The sequence below is a fragment of the Embleya sp. NPDC050154 genome (assembly GCF_044460165.1).
Taxonomy (GTDB): domain Bacteria; phylum Actinomycetota; class Actinomycetes; order Streptomycetales; family Streptomycetaceae; genus Embleya.
This window is the reverse complement of sequence record NZ_JBITJP010000010.1, coordinates 285,495-302,803: the sequence shown is the minus strand read 5'-3', so window position 1 is coordinate 302,803 and position 17,309 is coordinate 285,495. Positions and strand designations below refer to the sequence as shown.

The 17,309-nt window shown below is 71.8% G+C and carries 16 protein-coding genes and 1 pseudogene; 13 read left to right on the top strand and 4 right to left on the bottom strand.

Annotated elements, in window-relative coordinates; genetic code table 11:
* Positions 1-133: 133 nt before the first annotated feature.
* From ACIBSV_RS22910 to ACIBSV_RS22890, 5 genes are all read left to right on the top strand, one after another.
* Positions 134-1,336: a helix-turn-helix transcriptional regulator gene (locus ACIBSV_RS22910; RefSeq protein WP_395865813.1), complete on the top strand. Its 1,203-nt coding sequence runs from the start codon at positions 134-136 to the stop codon at positions 1,334-1,336.
* A gap of 80 nt (positions 1,337-1,416) precedes the next feature.
* Positions 1,417-1,608 carry a hypothetical protein gene (locus ACIBSV_RS22905; RefSeq protein WP_395865811.1) on the top strand — a complete coding sequence of 64 codons (192 nt, stop codon included), beginning with the start codon at positions 1,417-1,419 and terminating at the stop codon, positions 1,606-1,608.
* 135 nt (positions 1,609-1,743) lie between these two features.
* A complete protein-coding gene (locus ACIBSV_RS22900) occupies positions 1,744-2,106 on the top strand; it encodes a DUF2203 domain-containing protein (protein WP_395865809.1) in 363 nt (120 codons plus the stop codon).
* A gap of 144 nt (positions 2,107-2,250) precedes the next feature.
* Positions 2,251-3,336 (top strand): WD40/YVTN/BNR-like repeat-containing protein, encoded by a 1,086-nt coding sequence (locus ACIBSV_RS22895; protein ID WP_395865808.1) that lies wholly within the window; start codon positions 2,251-2,253, stop codon positions 3,334-3,336.
* A 194-nt stretch (positions 3,337-3,530) separates the two neighbouring features.
* Positions 3,531-4,196, top strand: a complete 666-nt coding sequence (locus ACIBSV_RS22890) for an HAD family hydrolase (RefSeq protein ID WP_395865805.1) — start codon at positions 3,531-3,533, stop codon at positions 4,194-4,196.
* 76 nt (positions 4,197-4,272) lie between these two features.
* On the opposite strand, the gene ACIBSV_RS22885 is transcribed toward ACIBSV_RS22890, so the two are convergent.
* The 3 genes from ACIBSV_RS22885 to ACIBSV_RS22875 all read right to left on the bottom strand — a co-directional run bounded on the left by ACIBSV_RS22885 (position 4,273) and on the right by ACIBSV_RS22875 (position 5,869).
* Positions 4,273-5,265 carry an aldo/keto reductase gene (locus ACIBSV_RS22885; protein WP_395865931.1) on the bottom strand — a complete coding sequence of 331 codons (993 nt, stop codon included), beginning with the start codon at positions 5,263-5,265 and terminating at the stop codon, positions 4,273-4,275.
* Between the two features lie 89 nt (positions 5,266-5,354).
* Complete coding sequence (locus ACIBSV_RS22880) at positions 5,355-5,597, bottom strand: hypothetical protein (protein WP_395865804.1); 243 nt, start codon at positions 5,595-5,597, stop codon at positions 5,355-5,357.
* Complete coding sequence (locus ACIBSV_RS22875) at positions 5,594-5,869, bottom strand: hypothetical protein (RefSeq protein WP_395865802.1); 276 nt, start codon at positions 5,867-5,869, stop codon at positions 5,594-5,596. The genes ACIBSV_RS22880 and ACIBSV_RS22875 overlap by 4 nt, the downstream gene beginning before the upstream one ends.
* A 319-nt stretch (positions 5,870-6,188) precedes the next feature.
* On the opposite strand from ACIBSV_RS22875, the gene ACIBSV_RS22870 reads away from it, so the two are divergent.
* The 7 genes from ACIBSV_RS22870 to ACIBSV_RS22840 all read left to right on the top strand — a co-directional run bounded on the left by ACIBSV_RS22870 (position 6,189) and on the right by ACIBSV_RS22840 (position 14,948).
* Positions 6,189-7,670: an MFS transporter gene (locus tag ACIBSV_RS22870; protein WP_395865800.1), complete on the top strand. Its 1,482-nt coding sequence runs from the start codon at positions 6,189-6,191 to the stop codon at positions 7,668-7,670.
* 68 nt (positions 7,671-7,738) lie between these two features.
* Entirely contained in the window at positions 7,739-9,271 is a 1,533-nt protein-coding gene (locus ACIBSV_RS22865; protein ID WP_395865797.1) for an FGGY family carbohydrate kinase, read from the top strand.
* Between the two features lie 246 nt (positions 9,272-9,517).
* On the top strand, positions 9,518-11,248 hold the full coding sequence (locus tag ACIBSV_RS22860; RefSeq protein ID WP_395865795.1) for an FAD-dependent oxidoreductase: 1,731 nt from the start codon (positions 9,518-9,520) through the stop codon (positions 11,246-11,248).
* Entirely contained in the window at positions 11,245-12,786 is a 1,542-nt protein-coding gene (locus ACIBSV_RS22855) for an FAD-binding oxidoreductase (protein ID WP_395865793.1), read from the top strand. Before ACIBSV_RS22860 ends, ACIBSV_RS22855 begins: the two co-directional genes overlap by 4 nt.
* A gap of 28 nt (positions 12,787-12,814) precedes the next feature.
* The gene (locus ACIBSV_RS22850; RefSeq protein WP_395865791.1) at positions 12,815-13,504 is read left to right on the top strand and encodes a glycerol-3-phosphate responsive antiterminator; all 690 of its coding nucleotides are present in this window, start codon (positions 12,815-12,817) and stop codon (positions 13,502-13,504) included.
* Positions 13,501-13,821 (top strand): putative quinol monooxygenase, encoded by a 321-nt coding sequence (locus tag ACIBSV_RS22845; protein WP_395865789.1) that lies wholly within the window; start codon positions 13,501-13,503, stop codon positions 13,819-13,821. Before ACIBSV_RS22850 ends, ACIBSV_RS22845 begins: the two co-directional genes overlap by 4 nt.
* On the top strand, positions 13,818-14,948 hold the full coding sequence (locus ACIBSV_RS22840; RefSeq protein WP_395865786.1) for a zinc-binding dehydrogenase: 1,131 nt from the start codon (positions 13,818-13,820) through the stop codon (positions 14,946-14,948). The genes ACIBSV_RS22845 and ACIBSV_RS22840 overlap by 4 nt, the downstream gene beginning before the upstream one ends.
* A 529-nt stretch (positions 14,949-15,477) precedes the next feature.
* Here the strand turns inward: ACIBSV_RS22840 and ACIBSV_RS22835 are convergent.
* Positions 15,478-15,609: pseudogene (locus ACIBSV_RS22835) on the bottom strand (DivIVA domain-containing protein); the annotation flags it as partial.
* A 452-nt stretch (positions 15,610-16,061) separates the two neighbouring features.
* On the opposite strand from ACIBSV_RS22835, the gene ACIBSV_RS22830 reads away from it, so the two are divergent.
* Entirely contained in the window at positions 16,062-17,228 is a 1,167-nt protein-coding gene (locus tag ACIBSV_RS22830) for a Dyp-type peroxidase (protein ID WP_395865784.1), read from the top strand.
* The last annotated feature ends 81 nt before the right edge of the window (positions 17,229-17,309 follow it).

Here is a 17,309-nt window from a genome sequence, read left to right as displayed (position 1 = left end):
CAGAATCCACGCAGTCCGCGTGGGGAACTTCCCGCCCGTGCGGCACATACCGTGCACAAAGACGATCACGCGCCGCGCCGAGGCGACACGTGATCGGGCGCACACTCGGCGATACCCCAAGGAGCGGCCCGGCATGCACACCGCGACCGGCATCGGCCGGCGGATCGCGTACTGGCGGGTACGTCGAGGCTTGACCCAGGCCGAATTCGCGCGCCTGATGGGCCGATCCGTGCGCTGGGTCGAGGACGTGGAGGCGGGCCACCGGCAGGCGGATCCGCGCCTGTCGTTGCTCACCAGGGCCGCGCGGGTGCTGCACATCGGGATCGACCGACTGCTGCCCGAGGAACCGAACCGGGAACAGCACGAGCACGATCCGCTGGGCGCGGTGCGGGCCGCGCTGCGCCGGGTGGACATCGCGCCGGCCGCCGGCCCGGGATCCGTCCGGCGGATCGATCTCGCGATGCCGCGCCGAGAGTTGAGCTACGGGTGGACCGCGTACACGGCCGCGGACTACGGGTGCCTGGATCGGGTGGTGCCGCCGGTCCTGGCGGCGACGGTGCCGATCGCGGGGGCGGTCGGGTCCGACGCGTGCGCGCGGGCCGCCGTCCGGTCCGCCGCGCTGGGCCTGGCCTCCGCCGCCGCCCAGGTGTTCGGCGACGCCGACCTGGCCTGGCGCGCGGCCGATCGGGCGATCACCGCGGCCGGGCACAGCGGCGACGCGGTGGTCCTGGCGCGTGCGGCCCATCGGCTGACCGGTGCCATGGCCTGGCACGAAGGCGCGGGGGCCGCCGTCGAGTTCGCCCTCGGGGCGGAGGCGGACCTGGCTTCGGCGCTGGACCTGCGCGGCCGGGCGGGCCGAGCGGCGCTGCGTACCCTGCGGTTGGGCGCGGCACTGGCCACGGCCCGACTCGGCGATCGCCCCGCCACCCGCGATCTGCTGGAGGGGGCCGAGCGGGCCGACCCCGGCGCGATCCAGGTGCCGCTGTACCGGGTGACCGCACACGTACTGCTGGGCGAGTACGCGCGGGCCGTCGCCGGTCGGTTCTCCCCGGACGCGCTGGCCGTCCTGCCGCGCGGTCGTCAGGCCCGGCACCTGATCGACCTCGCCCGCGCGCTCGCCGCGCTCGGCCGGCGCGGTGAGGCGGTCGGCGCGCTCCTGGAGGCGGAGGCCGCCGCGGCCCAGGAGATCCGCTGTCGGCCGCCGAATCGCCGCTTCGTCCAGGAGATCCTGCGTCTGGACTCGCCGGCGGACGGCGACGAGTCCCGGCTGCGTGCGCTGGCCGCCCGATGCGCGGGAAATGGGTCGTGGGGCCCGGAACGGGCATGGATCATGTAGAACCCGGCGCCGCCGTCGGGTCGGGTAGGACCCGACAGCACCGTCGGGCCACGTACACCGCGCATTCCCAAGGAGCCGCCGTGATCACGATCCTCTTCTTCGCCGTCGGCTTGCTCGTGGTCGTGGCCCTGATCGCGGTCGCGGTCGGCAGGCGCGGGCCCACCATGAGTCACGACGGTCTGGACATCGAGCGGGACCTGACCGGTCGGGCCGAATCCGCCGGTGGCGTCCTCGGGGTGCACACCAACCACGGGACCTTCCCCGGGGTGTAGGGGCACGGCCGGGTAGTTCGGGTGACCCCTCGGCCGCTCGACGCGCGGTCTCCGCGCGGTGTGCCGGGGGTGCGTCCGATGGTGCGTCGTACAGCCGGGCGGTGGCACGTTCGCCCGACGTGGGAGGCTGTGCACATGGGTCTGTTCACGGTCGACGAGGCACACGCGGAGTTGGCCCGGCTGATGCCGGTGCTCGACGAGCTGATCACCGTACGAGCGGACGCGGCGGAGTTGACCGCGGCGCTGGAGCGCGGCGGGGCCCGGTCCGAACTCGGCGGACTGCCCGAACTCAAGGGCATGCAGGCCCGGCTCGACGAACTGATGACGCAGATCCAGCAGACCGGCGCGGAGCTCAAGGGCTTCGCGCCGCTCCTCGTGGACTTCCCGGCCGACCTGGACGGCGTACCGGTGTTGCTGTGCTGGCTGGAGGGCGATCGTCGGCTGGGCTGGTATCACCGTGCCGACCTGGGCTTCGCGGGGCGACGTCCGTTGCCGTAGGGCCGACGTTCATTCGGATTACGACAGATCCCACCAGACCTCACCGGACCTCGCCGGATCCCATCGGATCGCGTCGAATCGGGCGAATGTCACTTCGGCCGCGTAGCGTTCCCCGTGGAACGGAACGCTGCCTGGAGGTCACCCATGACGAAGTCCGTCCTGCTCGCCATCGGCACCCGCAAGGGCCTGTGGATCGGTCGCTCGCGCGACGACGGGTCCTGGGCGTACACCGGGCCGCACCACCCGATGACCGGCGTCTACTCGGTCGCGATCGACACCCGGGGGGACACGCCCCGGGTGATGGCGGGCGTCGTCCACGAGCACTTCGGCCCGGTCGTGGTCACCAGCGACGACCTCGGCGCGACCTGGCGCGAACCGGACCTGGGCCGGGTCGGCTTCCCGGCGGACGCGGGCGCCTCGGTCGAGCGGATCTGGCAACTGGTACCGGGCTCCCGCGCCGAACCCGACGTGCTCTACGCCGGCGTCGAGCCGTCCGCGCTGTTCCGCTCCCAGGACGGCGGCCGTTCCTTCGAACTCGTCCGCGCGCTGTGGGACCACCCGCACCGGCCGCACTGGGAGGCCGGCTTCGGCGGCCAGGCGATCCACACGGTGTTGCCGCACCCCACCGACCCGCGCCGGATCACCGTCGCGATGTCCACCGGCGGGGTGTACGTCACCGAGGACGGCGGCGCGAGTTGGAACCCGTCCAACACCGGCATCCATGTGACGTTCCTGCCCGACGAGTACCCCGAGTACGGGCAGTGTGTACACAAGGTGGCCCGGCACCCGGACCGTCCCGACCGGCTGTTCCTGCAAAACCACCACGGCGTCTACCGCAGCGACGACGCGGGAGCCAGGTGGGAGTCGATCGCCGACGGCCTGCCCGCCGACTTCGGCTTCACCATCGTGGTCCACCCGCACCGCCCGGACACCGTCTATGTGGTCCCGCTCATCGCCGACGCGATGCGCTTCCCGGTCGACGGCCTGTGCCGCGTCTACCGCAGCGACGACGCGGGCAAGTCCTGGACGGCCCTGGGCGACGGCCTCCCGGACGACTTCTGGACGGCCGTGATGCGCGACGCGATGTGCACCGACGACGCCGAGGACGCGAGCCTGTATTTCGGTTCCCGCAGCGGCGAGATCTACCGGGGCCGACACGGCGGCGACCGCTGGGAACGCATCGCCCAACACCTCCCCGACGTCCTGTCCCTGCGGGCGGCGGTGATCTGAGGCGGGAGGGCGCGCGGACCACGGAGCTCGCCCGCCGGCCACGGGCTCGGACGGGCCGCATGCGACGGGGGGACGGTCCCGTGGCGGCGGGGTTCACACACGTTCACGCGACCGCAACCCGGTGGTGGCACTGTGCTCACGTCGGGCTGAGAGGGTCGTGACGTCCTCGCCTCACGCCATCGAAACGAGTCAGCGTGTCCGTCGATCTGCCTGCCGCCGTGTTGTTCGACATGGACGGGACCCTTGTCGACACCGAGCAGTTGTGGTGGGAAGCGGTCGCGGACGTGGCCGGGCGGGTCGGCTACGTGCTCGGGGAGACGGACGCGGCGGACGTGGTCGGGCACGCGATCGGGCACACCGCGGTGTACCTGCACACGGTGGTGGCCGAGGCACCGTGTGTGCACGAGCTGACGGACGCGCTGGACGCGGCGTTCACGACCAGGGTCGCGGATCGCATCGAGCCGCTGCCGGGAGTCGTCGCGCTGCTCGACGCCTTGGCCGCCGCCGAGGTGCCGCTGGCGATCGTGTCGGCGTCGCCGCGCCGGGTCGTGGACCTGGTACGGGACGTGTTGGGGTCGGCCCGGTTCGCGGTGACCGTCGCGGCCGAGGACGTGGCGCGGACCAAGCCCGACCCCGCCCCTTATCTGGCCGCGGCGACCGCGCTCGGGGTCGAGCCGAGCGCGTGCGTCGCGGTCGAGGACACCATGGTCGGCGTCACCTCGGCGGAAGCCGCCGGGTGCGCCGTCCTCGCGGTGTCCTCGACCACTGCGATCACGCCCGCACCGGGCCGCCGAGTGGTCGCGTCCCTGGCCTCGATCGAGGCCGGGGACCTGCACGCGTCCTCGGCGGCGCGGGCGTAGGGCCGCTTCCCGGTCGCGGCCTTCGGGGTGCGGCCTTCCGAGCGCGGCCTTCGGATCGCGCCGGCGCCGGCTCGGTTCAGAGTTCGGCGCAGAGCCGGTCGATCTCGTCGATCTCGGCCGCGGTCAGGTCCGGTTGCCCGACGGCGGACAGGTTCTGCTCCAACTGCCGTACGCTGCTTGCCCCGACGATCACCGACACGACCCGCTCGTCGCGCAGGATCCAGGTCAGCGCGAGCTGGGCGAGGGTCTGGCCCCGACCCTGGGCAAGCTTGTTCAGCGCGCGCAGCAGGGTCAGCCGCTCCTCGGTGAGCGCGTCCTGCTTGAGGAAGTGGCCCACCGCCATCCGCGAATTCTCGGGCACACCGTCGAGGTAGCGATCGGTCAACAGGCCCTGGGCCAGCGGTGAATAGGCGATCAGCGCGGTACCGGTCTCGCCGACCGCGTCCAGCACGCCACGCTCCGGCTCGCGGTCCAGGATCGAGTACGCCGACTGGTTGAGCAGCACGGGAGTGCCGAGGTCCCGCAGGATCGCCACCGCTTGGCGGTGCTCCTGCGGGCCGTAGTTGGAGATGCCGGCGTACAGCGCGCGCCCGGACCGAACGGCCGTGTCCAGCGCGCCCATCGTCTCCTCGAGCGGCGTCTTCGGGTCGTAGCGGTGCGAGTAGAAGACGTCGACGTAGTCGAGGCTCATCCGGGCGAGCGACTGATCCAGACTCGCCAGCAGGTACTTGCGCGACCCACCGTCGCCGTACGGCCCCGGCCACATGTCCCAGCCGGCCTTGGAGGCGATGAACATCTCGTCGCGATAGGGCCGGAAGTCGGCCCGGTAGTGCACCCCGAAGTTCGCCTCCGCCGACCCGTACGGCGGCCCGTAGTTGTTCGCCAGGTCGAAGTGCGTCACGCCGAGGTCGAAGGCCCGGCGCAGTACCGCGCGTTGCACCTCCATGGGCTGGGTGTCCCCGAAGTTGTGCCACAACCCGAGCGACACCGCGGGCAACTCGACCCCACTACGCCCGGCCCGGCGATAGCGCATCGATTCGTAACGGTCATCAGCAGCAGAGTGGATCATGCCGACCATCTTCGCCTGTGCGAGCCCCGTTCGGTGCGCGATTTTCACGCCGACATCCGTGGGCACGGTGCGCGTCGGGCGGGTGCCGGTCAGAGGCCACGCACGTGAAGCATGGTGACGACCAGGACGCCGGAGCTGACCTCGTACTCGGTGATCACCCCGGCCAGTACCGCAGTGCGCCGGTCCGGGTTGCCGCGAATCGCGTCACCGTACGTACGCGGCGAGTACGACATGGAGTCCACCGCGCGGTCGAATTCCCGACGCTTCGAGGAGGACAGGGCGTTATACCCGGCGAGCGCGTTGTCTGTGTACTGGACTCGGTATTTGCTCACATTTCGACCGGTGTGCCGTCGGGGTTGTAGAGGCCGCTGTGGTCGCCGGTCGCCACCTGGGTCGTGATGGCGTCGTCGTGGGCGCGCATCTCGGGGGTCTTGGCCCAAGCGGAGGCGACGGCCGGAAGGTTGTCGATGGCGGCGTGGTCGATGTCGTGGTCGAACGCGGCCCGATCGCTCTCGGGGAGGGCGGCGCGGATGTCCGCGAGGGTGCCGGGCAGCTCGACCACGCGGCCGTTGTGGTGGGTGCGGATGACGGGTCGGTCACTCATGCGTACCAGCGTGGCACGAGGCCGCCCGTGACCGACAGCCGGCGCACACCGGCGGCGTACCCGCCTGGCAATGCGCCCCGGCGCACATCGGGCGGCGCATGCGATCGGGTATGTGCCGTACGGCATCAGCAGTGCTCGACGGATCAGGGATCGCGTTCGTTCGCTTATGGACCCTTGACACCCCCAAATCTCGCTCATAAGGTCCAGATCATTCTTTGGCAGGAACAGACGAAGACCACCTGTCGGTGGCTTCGCTGTGCCCTCCTACGCGTTAGCGCTCGCGTGTCGCCGACTGGTCCTTTTTTCCGAGGACGGGTTCATGGCACAGCAGCAGAGCGTCAGAGGCGTCAAGGACGTCGTCGCGCTCATCGACCGACTGGGAAGAATCTCCGGTCGGGCCAAGGTCATCTGGTTCCTCGTGTTCGGGGGCCTCTTCCTCGACGCGTACTCCAACGCCGCGCTCGGCGCCGGGCTCGCCCCGATGACGAAGCAGATGGAGCTGAGCAGTACTCAGGTCTCCATCCTCACCGCCACCGCGCCGGCTCTCGCCATCTTGTTCAATCCGATCGGCGGGTGGTTGGCCACCCGGATCGGGCGGGTGCCCCCACTGCTGATGGCCAAGCTGTTCGCGCTGGCCGGAGCGGTGATCGCGGCCACCGCCGACGACTTCACCGTGGTGTGGATCGGCCGGGTCCTGGTCGGTGTCGCCTACGGGGTCGACTTCGCGGTGGCGATGGCGCTGCTCGCGGAGTACACGCCCAAGTCGCTGCGCGGCCGGCTCAACCTGTGGCAGGGCATCTGGTACATCGCCACCACCGGCAACCTGCTGCTCACCCTGATCTGCTTCAAGTTCGACGTCGGTGCGGACATCTGGCGCTGGTCGGTCGGCTCGGCCGGGGTGATCGCGCTGTCCCTGTTCCTCCTCCAGTGGGCCTTCCTCGTGGAGAGCCCCACCTGGCTGGCCACCAAGGGTCGCCTGGAGGACGCGGTGCGCAACCTGCGCCGGATCTACGGGATCGAGGCCGTCGCCGCGAAGCCTGCCGCCGCGGGAGCCGTGCACGACGACGCGGACGCGGACGAGGTGCCGCCGAACGTGAGCATGAAGCAGGCCGGGATCCTGTTCCGCGGCAAGTACCTGCCGCGCACGCTGCTCTCCTCGGCCATCTCGCTCGGCCAGTCCATGCAGTACTTCGCGGTCGGCTGGTACCTGCCGGTGATCAGCCTGGCGATCTTCGGCAACAGCTTCGAGAAGGCCACGATCGGCTCGATGGTGTTCAACGCCTTCGGCATCGTCGGCGGCATCCTGTCCGCGTGGTTCGCCCGCAAGCTCGGCCTGCGGGTCAGCTCGGCGATCGGCTTCGGCGGCGTGTTCGTGATGCTGGTCGGGATGGGCCTGACCTTCGACCGGGTGCCGACCTGGATCGCGTTCATCCTCCCGGCGATGTTCATCTTCTGTCACTCGGCCGGTCCCGGCGCCAACGGCAAGTCGATCGCCGCGCTGTCCTACCGCAGTGAGGTGCGCACGCTGGGCACCGGCGTCACCGGGATGATCGGCAGCTTCGGCAGCGTGGCGGGGCTGTACCTGTTCCCGCAGATCAAGGACGGCATCGGGCTGGACAAGACGTTCCTGGTCCTGGCGATCGTGCCGCTGCTGGGCCTGCTCACGTGCCTGGCGATCAAGTGGGACCCGACCCGGGCGATCTCGCCCGACGAGGACCCGGACGTGCCGACCCTGACCGGGCAGCCCGGGCATCCGGCGGCCCCCGCGAATCCCGCGAATCCCGCGTTGGTCACCCGCTGACGGAGACCTCCCGCGAAAGACTCGCACGCGGAGATCGCAATCGGATATTTCGGACCGAAAGGGCTGTGATGACGAAGACGTTGCACGCTCCCGGACGGCGCCTCGGCATCCTGTCCGTGGACGAGGGCACCACGGGGACCCGGGCCGGAGTCGTGCTGGACTCCGGGACGGTGGGCCACGTGGCGTACCGGCAGATCGCGGTGCGGCATCCCGACGAACACTCGGTCGAACAGGACCCGGTGGAGATCTGGACCGCCACCCTGACCGCCTGCCGCGAGGCGCTGGCCTGGGGGCGGGCGAACGATGTCGAGATCGTCGCACTCGCGCTGTCCACCCAGCGGGCCACCGCGATGTTGTGGGATTCGCGCACCGGCCGGCCGCTGGTGCCGGCCTGTGTGTGGCAGGACCGGCGCTACGCCCGGGACCTGCTCGCCTACGAGGCCGCATGGGACGAGCCGCTGACCGCGCGGCTCGGCCGGCCGGTGGGCAGCAGGGCGCCGTTCCTGTGGGCCGCCCGGCAGATCGCCGAAGTGCCCGACGTGGCCGCCTCGTACGCGGCCGGGACGCTGTTGTTCGGCACCGTGGACACCTGGCTGGCCTGGAAGTTCACCGCCGGCGCGGCGCACGCCGTCTCGGCGAGCAACGCCGGTTCGGCCGGCGCCTACCTGCTTCGCGAACACGCCTGGGACCGCGAGTGGATCGAGCAACTGGGCTACCCGCTCGACCTGTTGCCCGACCTGTTCGCCGACGACGACCAGGGCTACGGTCGCACCGACCCCGAACTCCTGGGCGTTGAACTGCCGTTGGCCGCCGTCATGGGTGACCAGCACGCCGCGCTGATCGCGCTCGGCGGACTGGCGGCCGGGCAGGGCATGTGCGTGTACGGCACCGGCACGTTCGTGGACGCGGCCACCGGGGACACTCCCGCGTTGCCGATCCCCGGCGTGACCGGCGTGCTGGCTCAACCCGGCTGGCGGCAGGGCGAGAAGACGCACTTCAGCCTGGAGGCGTACTGCTCGACCACCGGGTCCGCGCTGCGCTGGTTGTGCGACGACCTCGGCTTCTTCGCCTCGCCCGCGGAGATCGGCGAACTCGCCGCCCAGGCACGGGAACAGGGTGGATCGAGTCGGCGCGAGTGGTTTGTGCCCGCGCTCGCCGGCATCCGCACCCCCGCGTGGCGGCCCGAGGCGCGGGCGGCGCTCAGCGGCCTGACCCTGGCCACCACGCGGGCCGACGTGGCCCGCGCCGTGCTGGACGGGATCGCGCACTCGGTGTGCGATCTGATCGACGGCGTCGCCGAGACCATGCGCGCGCCGTTCGGGCGACTGCGCGTGGGCGGCGGCGTGGCCGGCAGCGACACGCTGATGCGGCTCCAGGCGGACCTCGTCGGCCTGCCGCTGGAGCGCGCCGCGGACTCGGCGACCGCGAGCCTGCGCGGCACCGCCTATCTGGCCGGCGTCCGCGAGGGCCTGTGGTCCTCGCTCGAAGAGGTGGTCGAGGCGCAGCCGCGCGGCCGAATCTTCGAACCCACCACCACCCCCGAACAACGCGCGGAGCAACGGGCCGCGTGGCGGACCGTGCTCGCGCCGCACCTCGACTGAGGCGCGGGCCCGCGCCACCCACCGGGCCGGCCGTGCGACCACCCGCAGCGCGGTTCGGCCCGAGACCACCCGCCCGAGACCACCCGCCCGAGGCCACCCGAGACCCGGGCGGCCCGGCCCAGGCCGGCCACCCCCGGCCATCCACCCCAAGCCATCCACCCCCGGCCGGCCGCGAGGCCACCCGCACCACGTACCACCCGACGGTCCGGTCATCGAACCGTCGGACAGATTCCAGGAGTTGATGTTGTGATCACCTTGCCCGCCCGCAAGCCTCGGCGTGCGCCGGCGGCGGCCACGAGAGGGAAGCCGCTGCTTCTCGACCGCAGCCGGGCCAAGCGCCGACTGGCGGACCACGTGTTCGACGTGCTCGTGATCGGCGGCGGCGTCACCGGCGCCTACGCCGCCCTCGACGCGGCCTCGCGCGGTCTGGACGTGGCCCTGGTGGAGAAGGACGACTTCGCCTCGGGTACCTCCTCCAAGTCGTCCAAGATGGTGCACGGCGGCCTGCGCTACATCGAGCAGGGCAACGTCAACCTGGTCCGGCACTCGCTCCTGGAGCGGCACCGCTTTCGCAAGAACGCGCCGCACCTGGTGCACCGGCTGCCGTTCCTGTTCCCGATCCTGGAGAAGGAGGGCGTCTTCGACGCCCGACTGGCCAAGGGCTTCGAGGGTCTGCTGTGGACCTACGACCTGGTCGGCGGCTGGCGGATCGGCAAGCTGCACCAGCGGCTGACCGTCGACGAGGTGCTCGCACACGCCCCCACGCTGCGCGCGGACCACCTCCGGGGTGGCCTGATGTACTTCGACGGGCGCGCCGACGACGCGCGACTGGTCCTCACCATCGTGCGTACCGCCGCCGCGCTCGGCGCCACCGTGCTCAACGGCGCCAAGGTGGACCGGGTGCTGGACGAGCGCGGTCGCGCGGCGGGTGCCCGGATCGAGGTGGACGGCGAGCGGTTCGACGTGCGCGCCGCCGCGGTGGTCAACGCGACCGGCGTGTGGAGCGACGCGGTCGACGCGATGGCCGACCCCGGACACGACCCGCGGGTACGGCCCGCCAAGGGCGTACACATCGTGGTGCCGTGGAGCAAGGTCCGGATCGACTGCACGGTCACCGTGCCGATCCCGGGCCGGGCCCGGCGCGCCACCTGCACCCGGTGGGGCGACTCGGTCGTGCTGGGCACCACCGACGAGGACTACCAGGGTTCCGTCGACGACGTGCATTGCACCCGCCCGGAGATGGAGTTCCTGCTGGAGGGCGCGAACACCGCGTTCGAGGGCAAGCTCACCCCGGACGACGTGGTCGGCAGCATCGGCGGCCTGCGTCCGCTGGTGGGCAAGAAGGAGGGCGCCACCCTCGACATGAGCCGCGACCACCACATCGACGTCGGACGCGGCGGCATGGTCACCGTCACCGGCGGCAAGCTCACCACCAGCCGGCACATGGGCGAACTGGTGATCGACAAGGTGATGGAGGTACTCGGCCGCAAGGGCCGCAGCCGCACCGCCAACCTGCCGCTGATCGGCGGCGCCGGCTACGACGCCGAGGCGGTCGCCGCATCCGGCGGCCTGGCCGCGCACCTGGGCGAGCGCTACGGCACCGAGGCGCGCTTCGTCTCCGACCTGCTCGCCGAGGACGCCACGCTGGCCGAGCCGGTGGTCGCGGGCATGCCGTACATCCGGGCCGAGGTGGTCTACGCGGCCCGCTCGGAGATGGCCCGTTCGGTGGACGACGTGCTCTCCCGCCGTACCCGCTCGCGCCTGTTCGCGCGCGACGCCTCGGCCGCCGCCGCGCCCGAGGTCGGCCGCCTGCTCGGCGCCGAACTGGGCCTGTCCGCGGCGCAGATCGAGCGGCAGGTCGCGGACTACCTCGCGGCCGTCCGGCACGAGAAGGCGGTCCTGCTCGGCGAGTCCGAGGGACCGACGGCACCCGCAGTACCCGCAACGCTCGACGCACCCCAAGGAGCAGTGAAGTGATCAGCAGGCAGACCATCACCAACCCGTTCAACCGCGGCGACTACATCGTCGGCGCGCCCACACCGCCCAAATGGGCCCGCAACACCCCGGTCGGCGACGGCGACGCCTCGCTCCAGGGCGCCGTCGTCGAGGTCCCCGAGTCGGTGATCGAGGACCTGCGCGGCGTCGCCAAGGCCGTGTACACCGACCGCGCCGACGTGGTCGCCCGCACCCGCGACTGGTGGGCGGGCACCATGATCGGCGAGACCGACGGCCGCCCGGCCACCCCGGACGCGGTCGTGGTCGAGGTGGTCGACGCCGACCAGGTCGCCGCCGTCCTGCGGATCTGCAACGCGGCCGGCATCCCGGTCACCGCCTCCGCCGGCCGCAGCAACGTCACCGGCGCGGCCCTGCCCGTGCACGGCGGCGTCGTGCTCGACCTGTGCGCACTGAACCGGATCGTGTCGTTCGACGCCGAGTCGCTCGTCGTCGACGTGGAAGCCGGCATGTTCGGCGACCTGTTCGAAAAGGAACTCCAGGAGACCTACGGCGCCACCACCGGCCACTGGCCGTCCGCGTTCGCCGTCTCCACCGTCGGGGGCTGGATCGCCTGCCGCGGCGCCGGCCAACTCTCCACGCGCTACGGCAAGATCGAGGACATGGTCGTCGGCATCGACGTCGTGCACGCCGACGGCACCCGGGCCACCTACGGCGACTACCCGCGCGCCGCCACCGGCCCCGACCTGCGGCAGATCTTCATCGGCTCGGAGGGCACGCTCGGCGTGATCACCTCCGCCCGGATCCGGGTGCACCCGCTGCCCACCTACGCCAAGGCGCTCGCGTTCGGCTTCGAGACCTTCGCCGAGGGCCTGGACGCGTGCCGCAAGATCATGCAGCGCGGCGCCACCCCTGCCGTGCTGCGCCTGTACGACAAGCTGGAGAGCGGGGTGCACTTCGACCACCCCGAGACCAACCTGCTGCTGATCGCGGACGAGGGCGACCCGATCCTGGTCGACGCGATGCTGAAGGTCAGCGAGGAGGTCTGCCTCGCCTACGGTCCGGAACTGGACAGCGACGCGGTGTTCGAGCGCTGGCTCAAGGACCGGATGCTGGTCGGCAAGTCCTCCGACGGCTTCACCCCCGGCCCCGGCTTCGTCGCCGACACGCTGGAGATCGCCGGGTCGTGGACCGCGCTGGCCGAGGTGTACGACGAGGTGGTCGCGGCGATCCAGTCGGTGCCGGGCACGCTGGCCGCGTCCGCGCATCAGTCGCACGCGTACACCGACGGCGCGTGTGTGTACTTCTCGCTGCGCGGCGACGTGGACCGGCCCAGGCGGCGCGAGTGGTACCGCGCCGTGTGGGACGCGGCCAACGAGGTGCTGATCCGCCAAGGCGCGGCGCTGAGCCACCACCACGGCTGCGGCCTGCTGCGCGGTCCGTACCTGCCGGCCGCGCTCGGCGCCGGCTTCGACACGTTCGCCAAGGTCAAGGACACCCTGGACCCGGTCGGAATACTCAATCCTGGCAAACTGGGCCTTCCCGACCGCTTCGACGCGTGAGGCGGACCAGACCCGACGCAGGTAGGTCATGAACGCCAGTCAACGCCCCGCGAGCGGGCCCCGAATGTCCTCCGTGCTGTCCTCCGCCTTCGCCGAGGTCCCGGTCATCGCGTCGATCATCGGACCCCAGCGATTGCAGAACTTCCTCGGCGCGCCGGCGAAGGTGTGCATCCTCGCGTCCATCCCGGTCGGGCAGTTGCCGAACATCGTGCAGCTGCTCGGCAAGGCGGGCAAGACGGTGTTCGTCAACGTGGACAGTTGCCCGGGCCTGGCCCAGGACAAGGGCGCCCTGGAGTTCCTCAAGGCGATGGGCGCGCACGGCATGGTCAGCACCCGGCTCTCGCTGATGGAGAAGGGCCGCCCGCTCGGGCTGCTGACCATGCAGAAAGTGTTCGTGACCGACCGCTCCAACATGCGCCGCAGCACCGACGCGATCGCCCGCGGCGGACCCGATCTGGTCGAGATCATGCCGTCGGTGATCGTGGCCCGGATGACCCCCGAGGCCAAGCGCGCGATGTCGCCGTTCGTCGCCGCCGGCTTCGTGGAGACCGCCGAGGACGCGGCCGCCGCGCTCGCGCTCGGCGCGGTCGCGGTGGCCACGTCCGACCCCCGGTTGTGGGACCTGCGCCGCGACACGCTCGCGGCGCTCGGGTCCGCGACCCGCCCAAGCGCATCCCAGGCAAGTGCAATCCAGGCAAGTAGGAGAAACACATCGTGAGTTACGTCGTCGTCGCCCGCTACCGCACGAACCCCGACACGTACGAGCGGGTCCTGACGCTGCTCGACGAGATGACCCGGTGCTCGCTGACCGAGCCCGGTTGCCGCGGCTACCGCGTGCACCAGGGCGTCGAGGACCCGCGGACGATCGTGTTGTACGAGGAGTACGACGCCGAGGCCGACTTCACCGCGCACTGCGCCTCCGAGCACTTCCGCGACATCGTGCTCGGGCAGGTGGTGCCGCTGTTGGAGAGCCGGGACGTCGTCCGGCTCAACCCCCGGGCCGCCGCGGTGAGCGTCGACGAGGCCGCCCGGTGAGGACCAGGGCAGCCGTCCTGCGCGGGATATCGCGGGAACGTCCGTATCAGGCGAGCCGACCCGTCGTGATCGAGGAACTCGAACTCGGCGACCCGCGCGAGGGCGAGGTGCTGGTCCGGATCGCCGCGGCGAGCCTGTGCCACTCCGACCTGTCCGTGGTCAACGGCGATCGGGTCCGGCCGCTGCCGATGGCGCTCGGGCACGAGGCGGTCGGCGTGGTCGAGGCGATCGGGCCCGGCGTGGACCGGGGCGCGACGGGCGAGCACGTCGCACTCGTGTTCGTGCCCAGCTGCGGCCACTGCAGGCGCTGCGACGAGGGCCGGCCGGCGCTGTGCTCGGCCGCCGCGACGGCGAACGGCTCGGGCGGGCTGCTGCACGGACCCGCGCTGCTGCGGGATGCCGCGGGCGAGGTGGTGCACCACCAGCTCGGGGTGTCCGCGTTCGCCGAATTCGCGGTGGTGGCCCAGGAGTCGGTGGTACCGATCCCGCGCGACGTGCCTTTCGAGGTGGCCTCGATGTTCGGCTGCGCGGTGCTCACCGGCGCGGGCGCGGTGATCAACACGGCGCAGGTACGTCCCGGCCAGTCGGTCGCGGTGTTCGGCCTCGGCGGGGTCGGGCTGTCCGCGGTGCTCGGCGCGCGGGCGGCCGGCGCGTACCCGATCGTCGCGGTCGACCCGGTGCCGGCCAAGCGCGAACTCGCGCTGCGCCTGGGCGCCTCGCACGCGTACGACCCGGCCGACGCGGTCACCGCGATCCGCGACCTCACCGACGGCGGCCCGGACGTCGCGATCGAGGCGGTCGGCAGCGCGGCCGTGGTCGCGGACTGCCTGGCCGCGGTGGACCGCGGCGGCCGGGTGGTCTCGGTCGGCCTGCCCGGGCCCGGCCGCAGACTGGACGCGGTGCCGGCCCTGGCCTTCGCGGGCGAGGGCAAATCGCTGATCGGCTCCTACATGGGCGACGCGGTGCCGCGCCGCGACATCCCGCGGTACCTGGCCCTGTGGCGGGCCGGCCTGATGCCGGTCGAGCAGTTGCACACCGGGACGGTGGCGCTGACCGACCTCAACGAGGCGATGGAGGCGCTGGCGAGCGGCGAGGCGATCCGGCAGGTGATCCGGACGGGGGCGTAAGGGGTGGGGTGAGCGCCGGTGTCCCCGCCGGGCCCGGTGTCCGGTTTCGGGTGTGTCCTCGCTTGGTCCCACCACCCGGTCCGGTGTCATCTTCGGTGCGGTGTGCTCAGTCCGGTGTCGCGTCGTCGAGGCGGCGGCGGATCAGCAGGTCGGCGGCTCGATCGCGCCAGGCGTCCACCTGGGCGCGGTCGTAGCCGCGCCGGGCGATCTCGAAGCGGTCGGCGAGGACCTCCTCGGCGGCCAGGCGAACGCGGTTCCGGAGCGTCTCGCCGACGCGGTTCACCAGCGCGTCGACCTCGTCCCGGCCGTAACCGCGCCGGACCAGGTCGAAGCGTTCCCCGGCCGGGCGCAGCGTCACCGCCTTCACGTCGGCCTCGGCCCGCGCCTCGGCGAAGCGGTCGACCGGACCCGGCGTGCCGACCGCGTCCGCCGTCCCGGCCGGCCGGTCCGGGTTCGCCGTGCCGTTCGAACGCCACAGCCCGTCCGGTCCGCGCCCGCCGTCGAAGCCCCAGGCCCCCGCCCGCGCCGCCAACCTGGCCTCGATCTCGTCGAGCGCCGCGTCCACCTCGTCCTCGTCGTAGCCCTCGCGCAGCCGCACCGTGGTGAACTGTTGCTCGCGCACCTGAGTCGGCGTCAGCGGGACCGCGGCGGTGCCGTCCAGGCTGCTGCGCACCAGTGCCAGGAACGCGTCCACGTCGGCGATCGCGTACCCCTCACGCAGCCGCGTCCGAGTGAAGCTCCACTCCATCCGTGCCCCCAAGCACTCGCCGCCGCACCCGCTCGACCTCGTTCGCGAAGGCTACAACCGTGCCGCCGCCGCCACGCGGACGACGAAGGACAAGATCGAATCGGGCGCATCGCCGACCCGGGTCAGGTTTGCCGGCCGGGCGATCCGTCGATGTGCTGTGGGTGGCGGCGAGTGACGGCGAGGCCGGAATCCGGCGCGCTCGGCGCGGGTCCGCGGCTGCCGATCCCGGCGGTGTTCGTCGAGCGTGCCGGGCCTGCCGGGCAGTCGTCGCGCCGCGGTTGTCGTCAGCGCCGACACCATCTGTACCAGCTGCATCACCCGCACCACTGTTACCGGCGTCACCATCGGGCGAGGAGCCACGCACCATGACCCAGCCTCGGGAGACCGCGCCGTCGACCCTGCCCCAGCCGCAACCGATCCTGGGCCTGCCGGCCAGGTCGGCGATGTTCATGGTCCTGACCGTCGACGCGGGCGCCGAGGCGGAGGACACCGTCCGCGACTTCCTGGCCGACCTGGCCGGGCTGCGCCGATCGGTCGGTTTCCGGATTCCGGACGGCGACCTCCAGTGTGTGGTCGGGATCGGCTCGCACGCGTGGGACCGGCTGTTCGAGGGGCCGCGCCCGGCGGAGTTGCACCCGTTCCGGGAGTTGGTGGGTGCCAAGCACCGGGCCGTGTCCACGCCGGGCGACCTGCTCCTGCACCTGCGAGCGCGGACGATGGACCTGTGCTTCGAACTGGCCACCGTGATCATGGACCGGTTGGCCGGCGCGGCGACGGTCGTCGACGAGGTGCACGGGTTCAAGTACTTCGACCAGCGGGACCTGATGGGCTTCGTGGACGGTACGGAAAACCCGGAGGGGCAGGACGCGTTCGCGGCGATCACGGTCACCGCCGAGGACGACCCGGACTTCGCCGGCGCCAGCTATGTGATCGTGCAGAAGTACCTGCACGACATGCGGGCGTGGAACGCGCTGCCCGTGGAGGCGCAGGAGAAGGTGATCGGCCGGACCAAGCTGTCCGACATCGAGCTGCCCGACGCGGTCAAGCCGATCGACTCGCACGTCGCGCTGAACACGATCACCGACCCGGACGGCACCGAGCGCGACATCCTGCGCGACAACATGCCGTTCGGGACGGTGGGCAGCGGCGAGTTCGGCACCTACTTCATCGGCTACTCCAGCACGCCGAGCGTCACCGAGCAGATGTTGCGGAACATGTTCATCGGCAAGCCGGTGGGCACGTACGACCGGATCCTGGACTTCTCGACGGCGATCACGGGCGGGCTGTTCTTCGTGCCCACCGCGGATTTCCTGGCGGATCCGCCCGGGCCGCCGGCGCCGGCCGAACCGCGTGCGGCGTCCGCCGGGGCGGAGCAGGTCGATCCGGTGGTGCTGCCCGCGCCGACGGCGGATCCGTCCGGGGCCGTTCCCGCGTCGGACGGTGCCGCGCCGGTCGGCGCCGCCGACGGTTCACTCGGGATCGGTGGCCTGGGCGTGGACGCGGAGGCCGGGGCCGGGATGGGTCCCGGCTAGCCGTTCCGTGCGTTCGTTCCATCCATTCGGTTCATGTCGTTTATTTCGTCCGTTTCGCCGCACCGATCCGGAAGCAGGAGC

Coding starts and splice junctions, on each gene's coding strand:
- ACIBSV_RS22910 (WP_395865813.1), top strand. CDS start 134: ATGCACACCGCGACCGGCATCGGCCGGCGGATCGCGTACTGGCGGGTA.
- ACIBSV_RS22900 (WP_395865809.1), top strand. CDS start 1,744: ATGGGTCTGTTCACGGTCGACGAGGCACACGCGGAGTTGGCCCGGCTG.
- ACIBSV_RS22895 (WP_395865808.1), top strand. CDS start 2,251: ATGACGAAGTCCGTCCTGCTCGCCATCGGCACCCGCAAGGGCCTGTGG.
- ACIBSV_RS22885 (WP_395865931.1), bottom strand. CDS start 5,265: ATGATCCACTCTGCTGCTGATGACCGTTACGAATCGATGCGCTATCGC.
- ACIBSV_RS22875 (WP_395865802.1), bottom strand. CDS start 5,869: ATGAGTGACCGACCCGTCATCCGCACCCACCACAACGGCCGCGTGGTC.
- ACIBSV_RS22870 (WP_395865800.1), top strand. CDS start 6,189: ATGGCACAGCAGCAGAGCGTCAGAGGCGTCAAGGACGTCGTCGCGCTC.
- ACIBSV_RS22865 (WP_395865797.1), top strand. CDS start 7,739: ATGACGAAGACGTTGCACGCTCCCGGACGGCGCCTCGGCATCCTGTCC.
- ACIBSV_RS22850 (WP_395865791.1), top strand. CDS start 12,815: ATGAACGCCAGTCAACGCCCCGCGAGCGGGCCCCGAATGTCCTCCGTG.
- ACIBSV_RS22830 (WP_395865784.1), top strand. CDS start 16,062: ATGACCCAGCCTCGGGAGACCGCGCCGTCGACCCTGCCCCAGCCGCAA.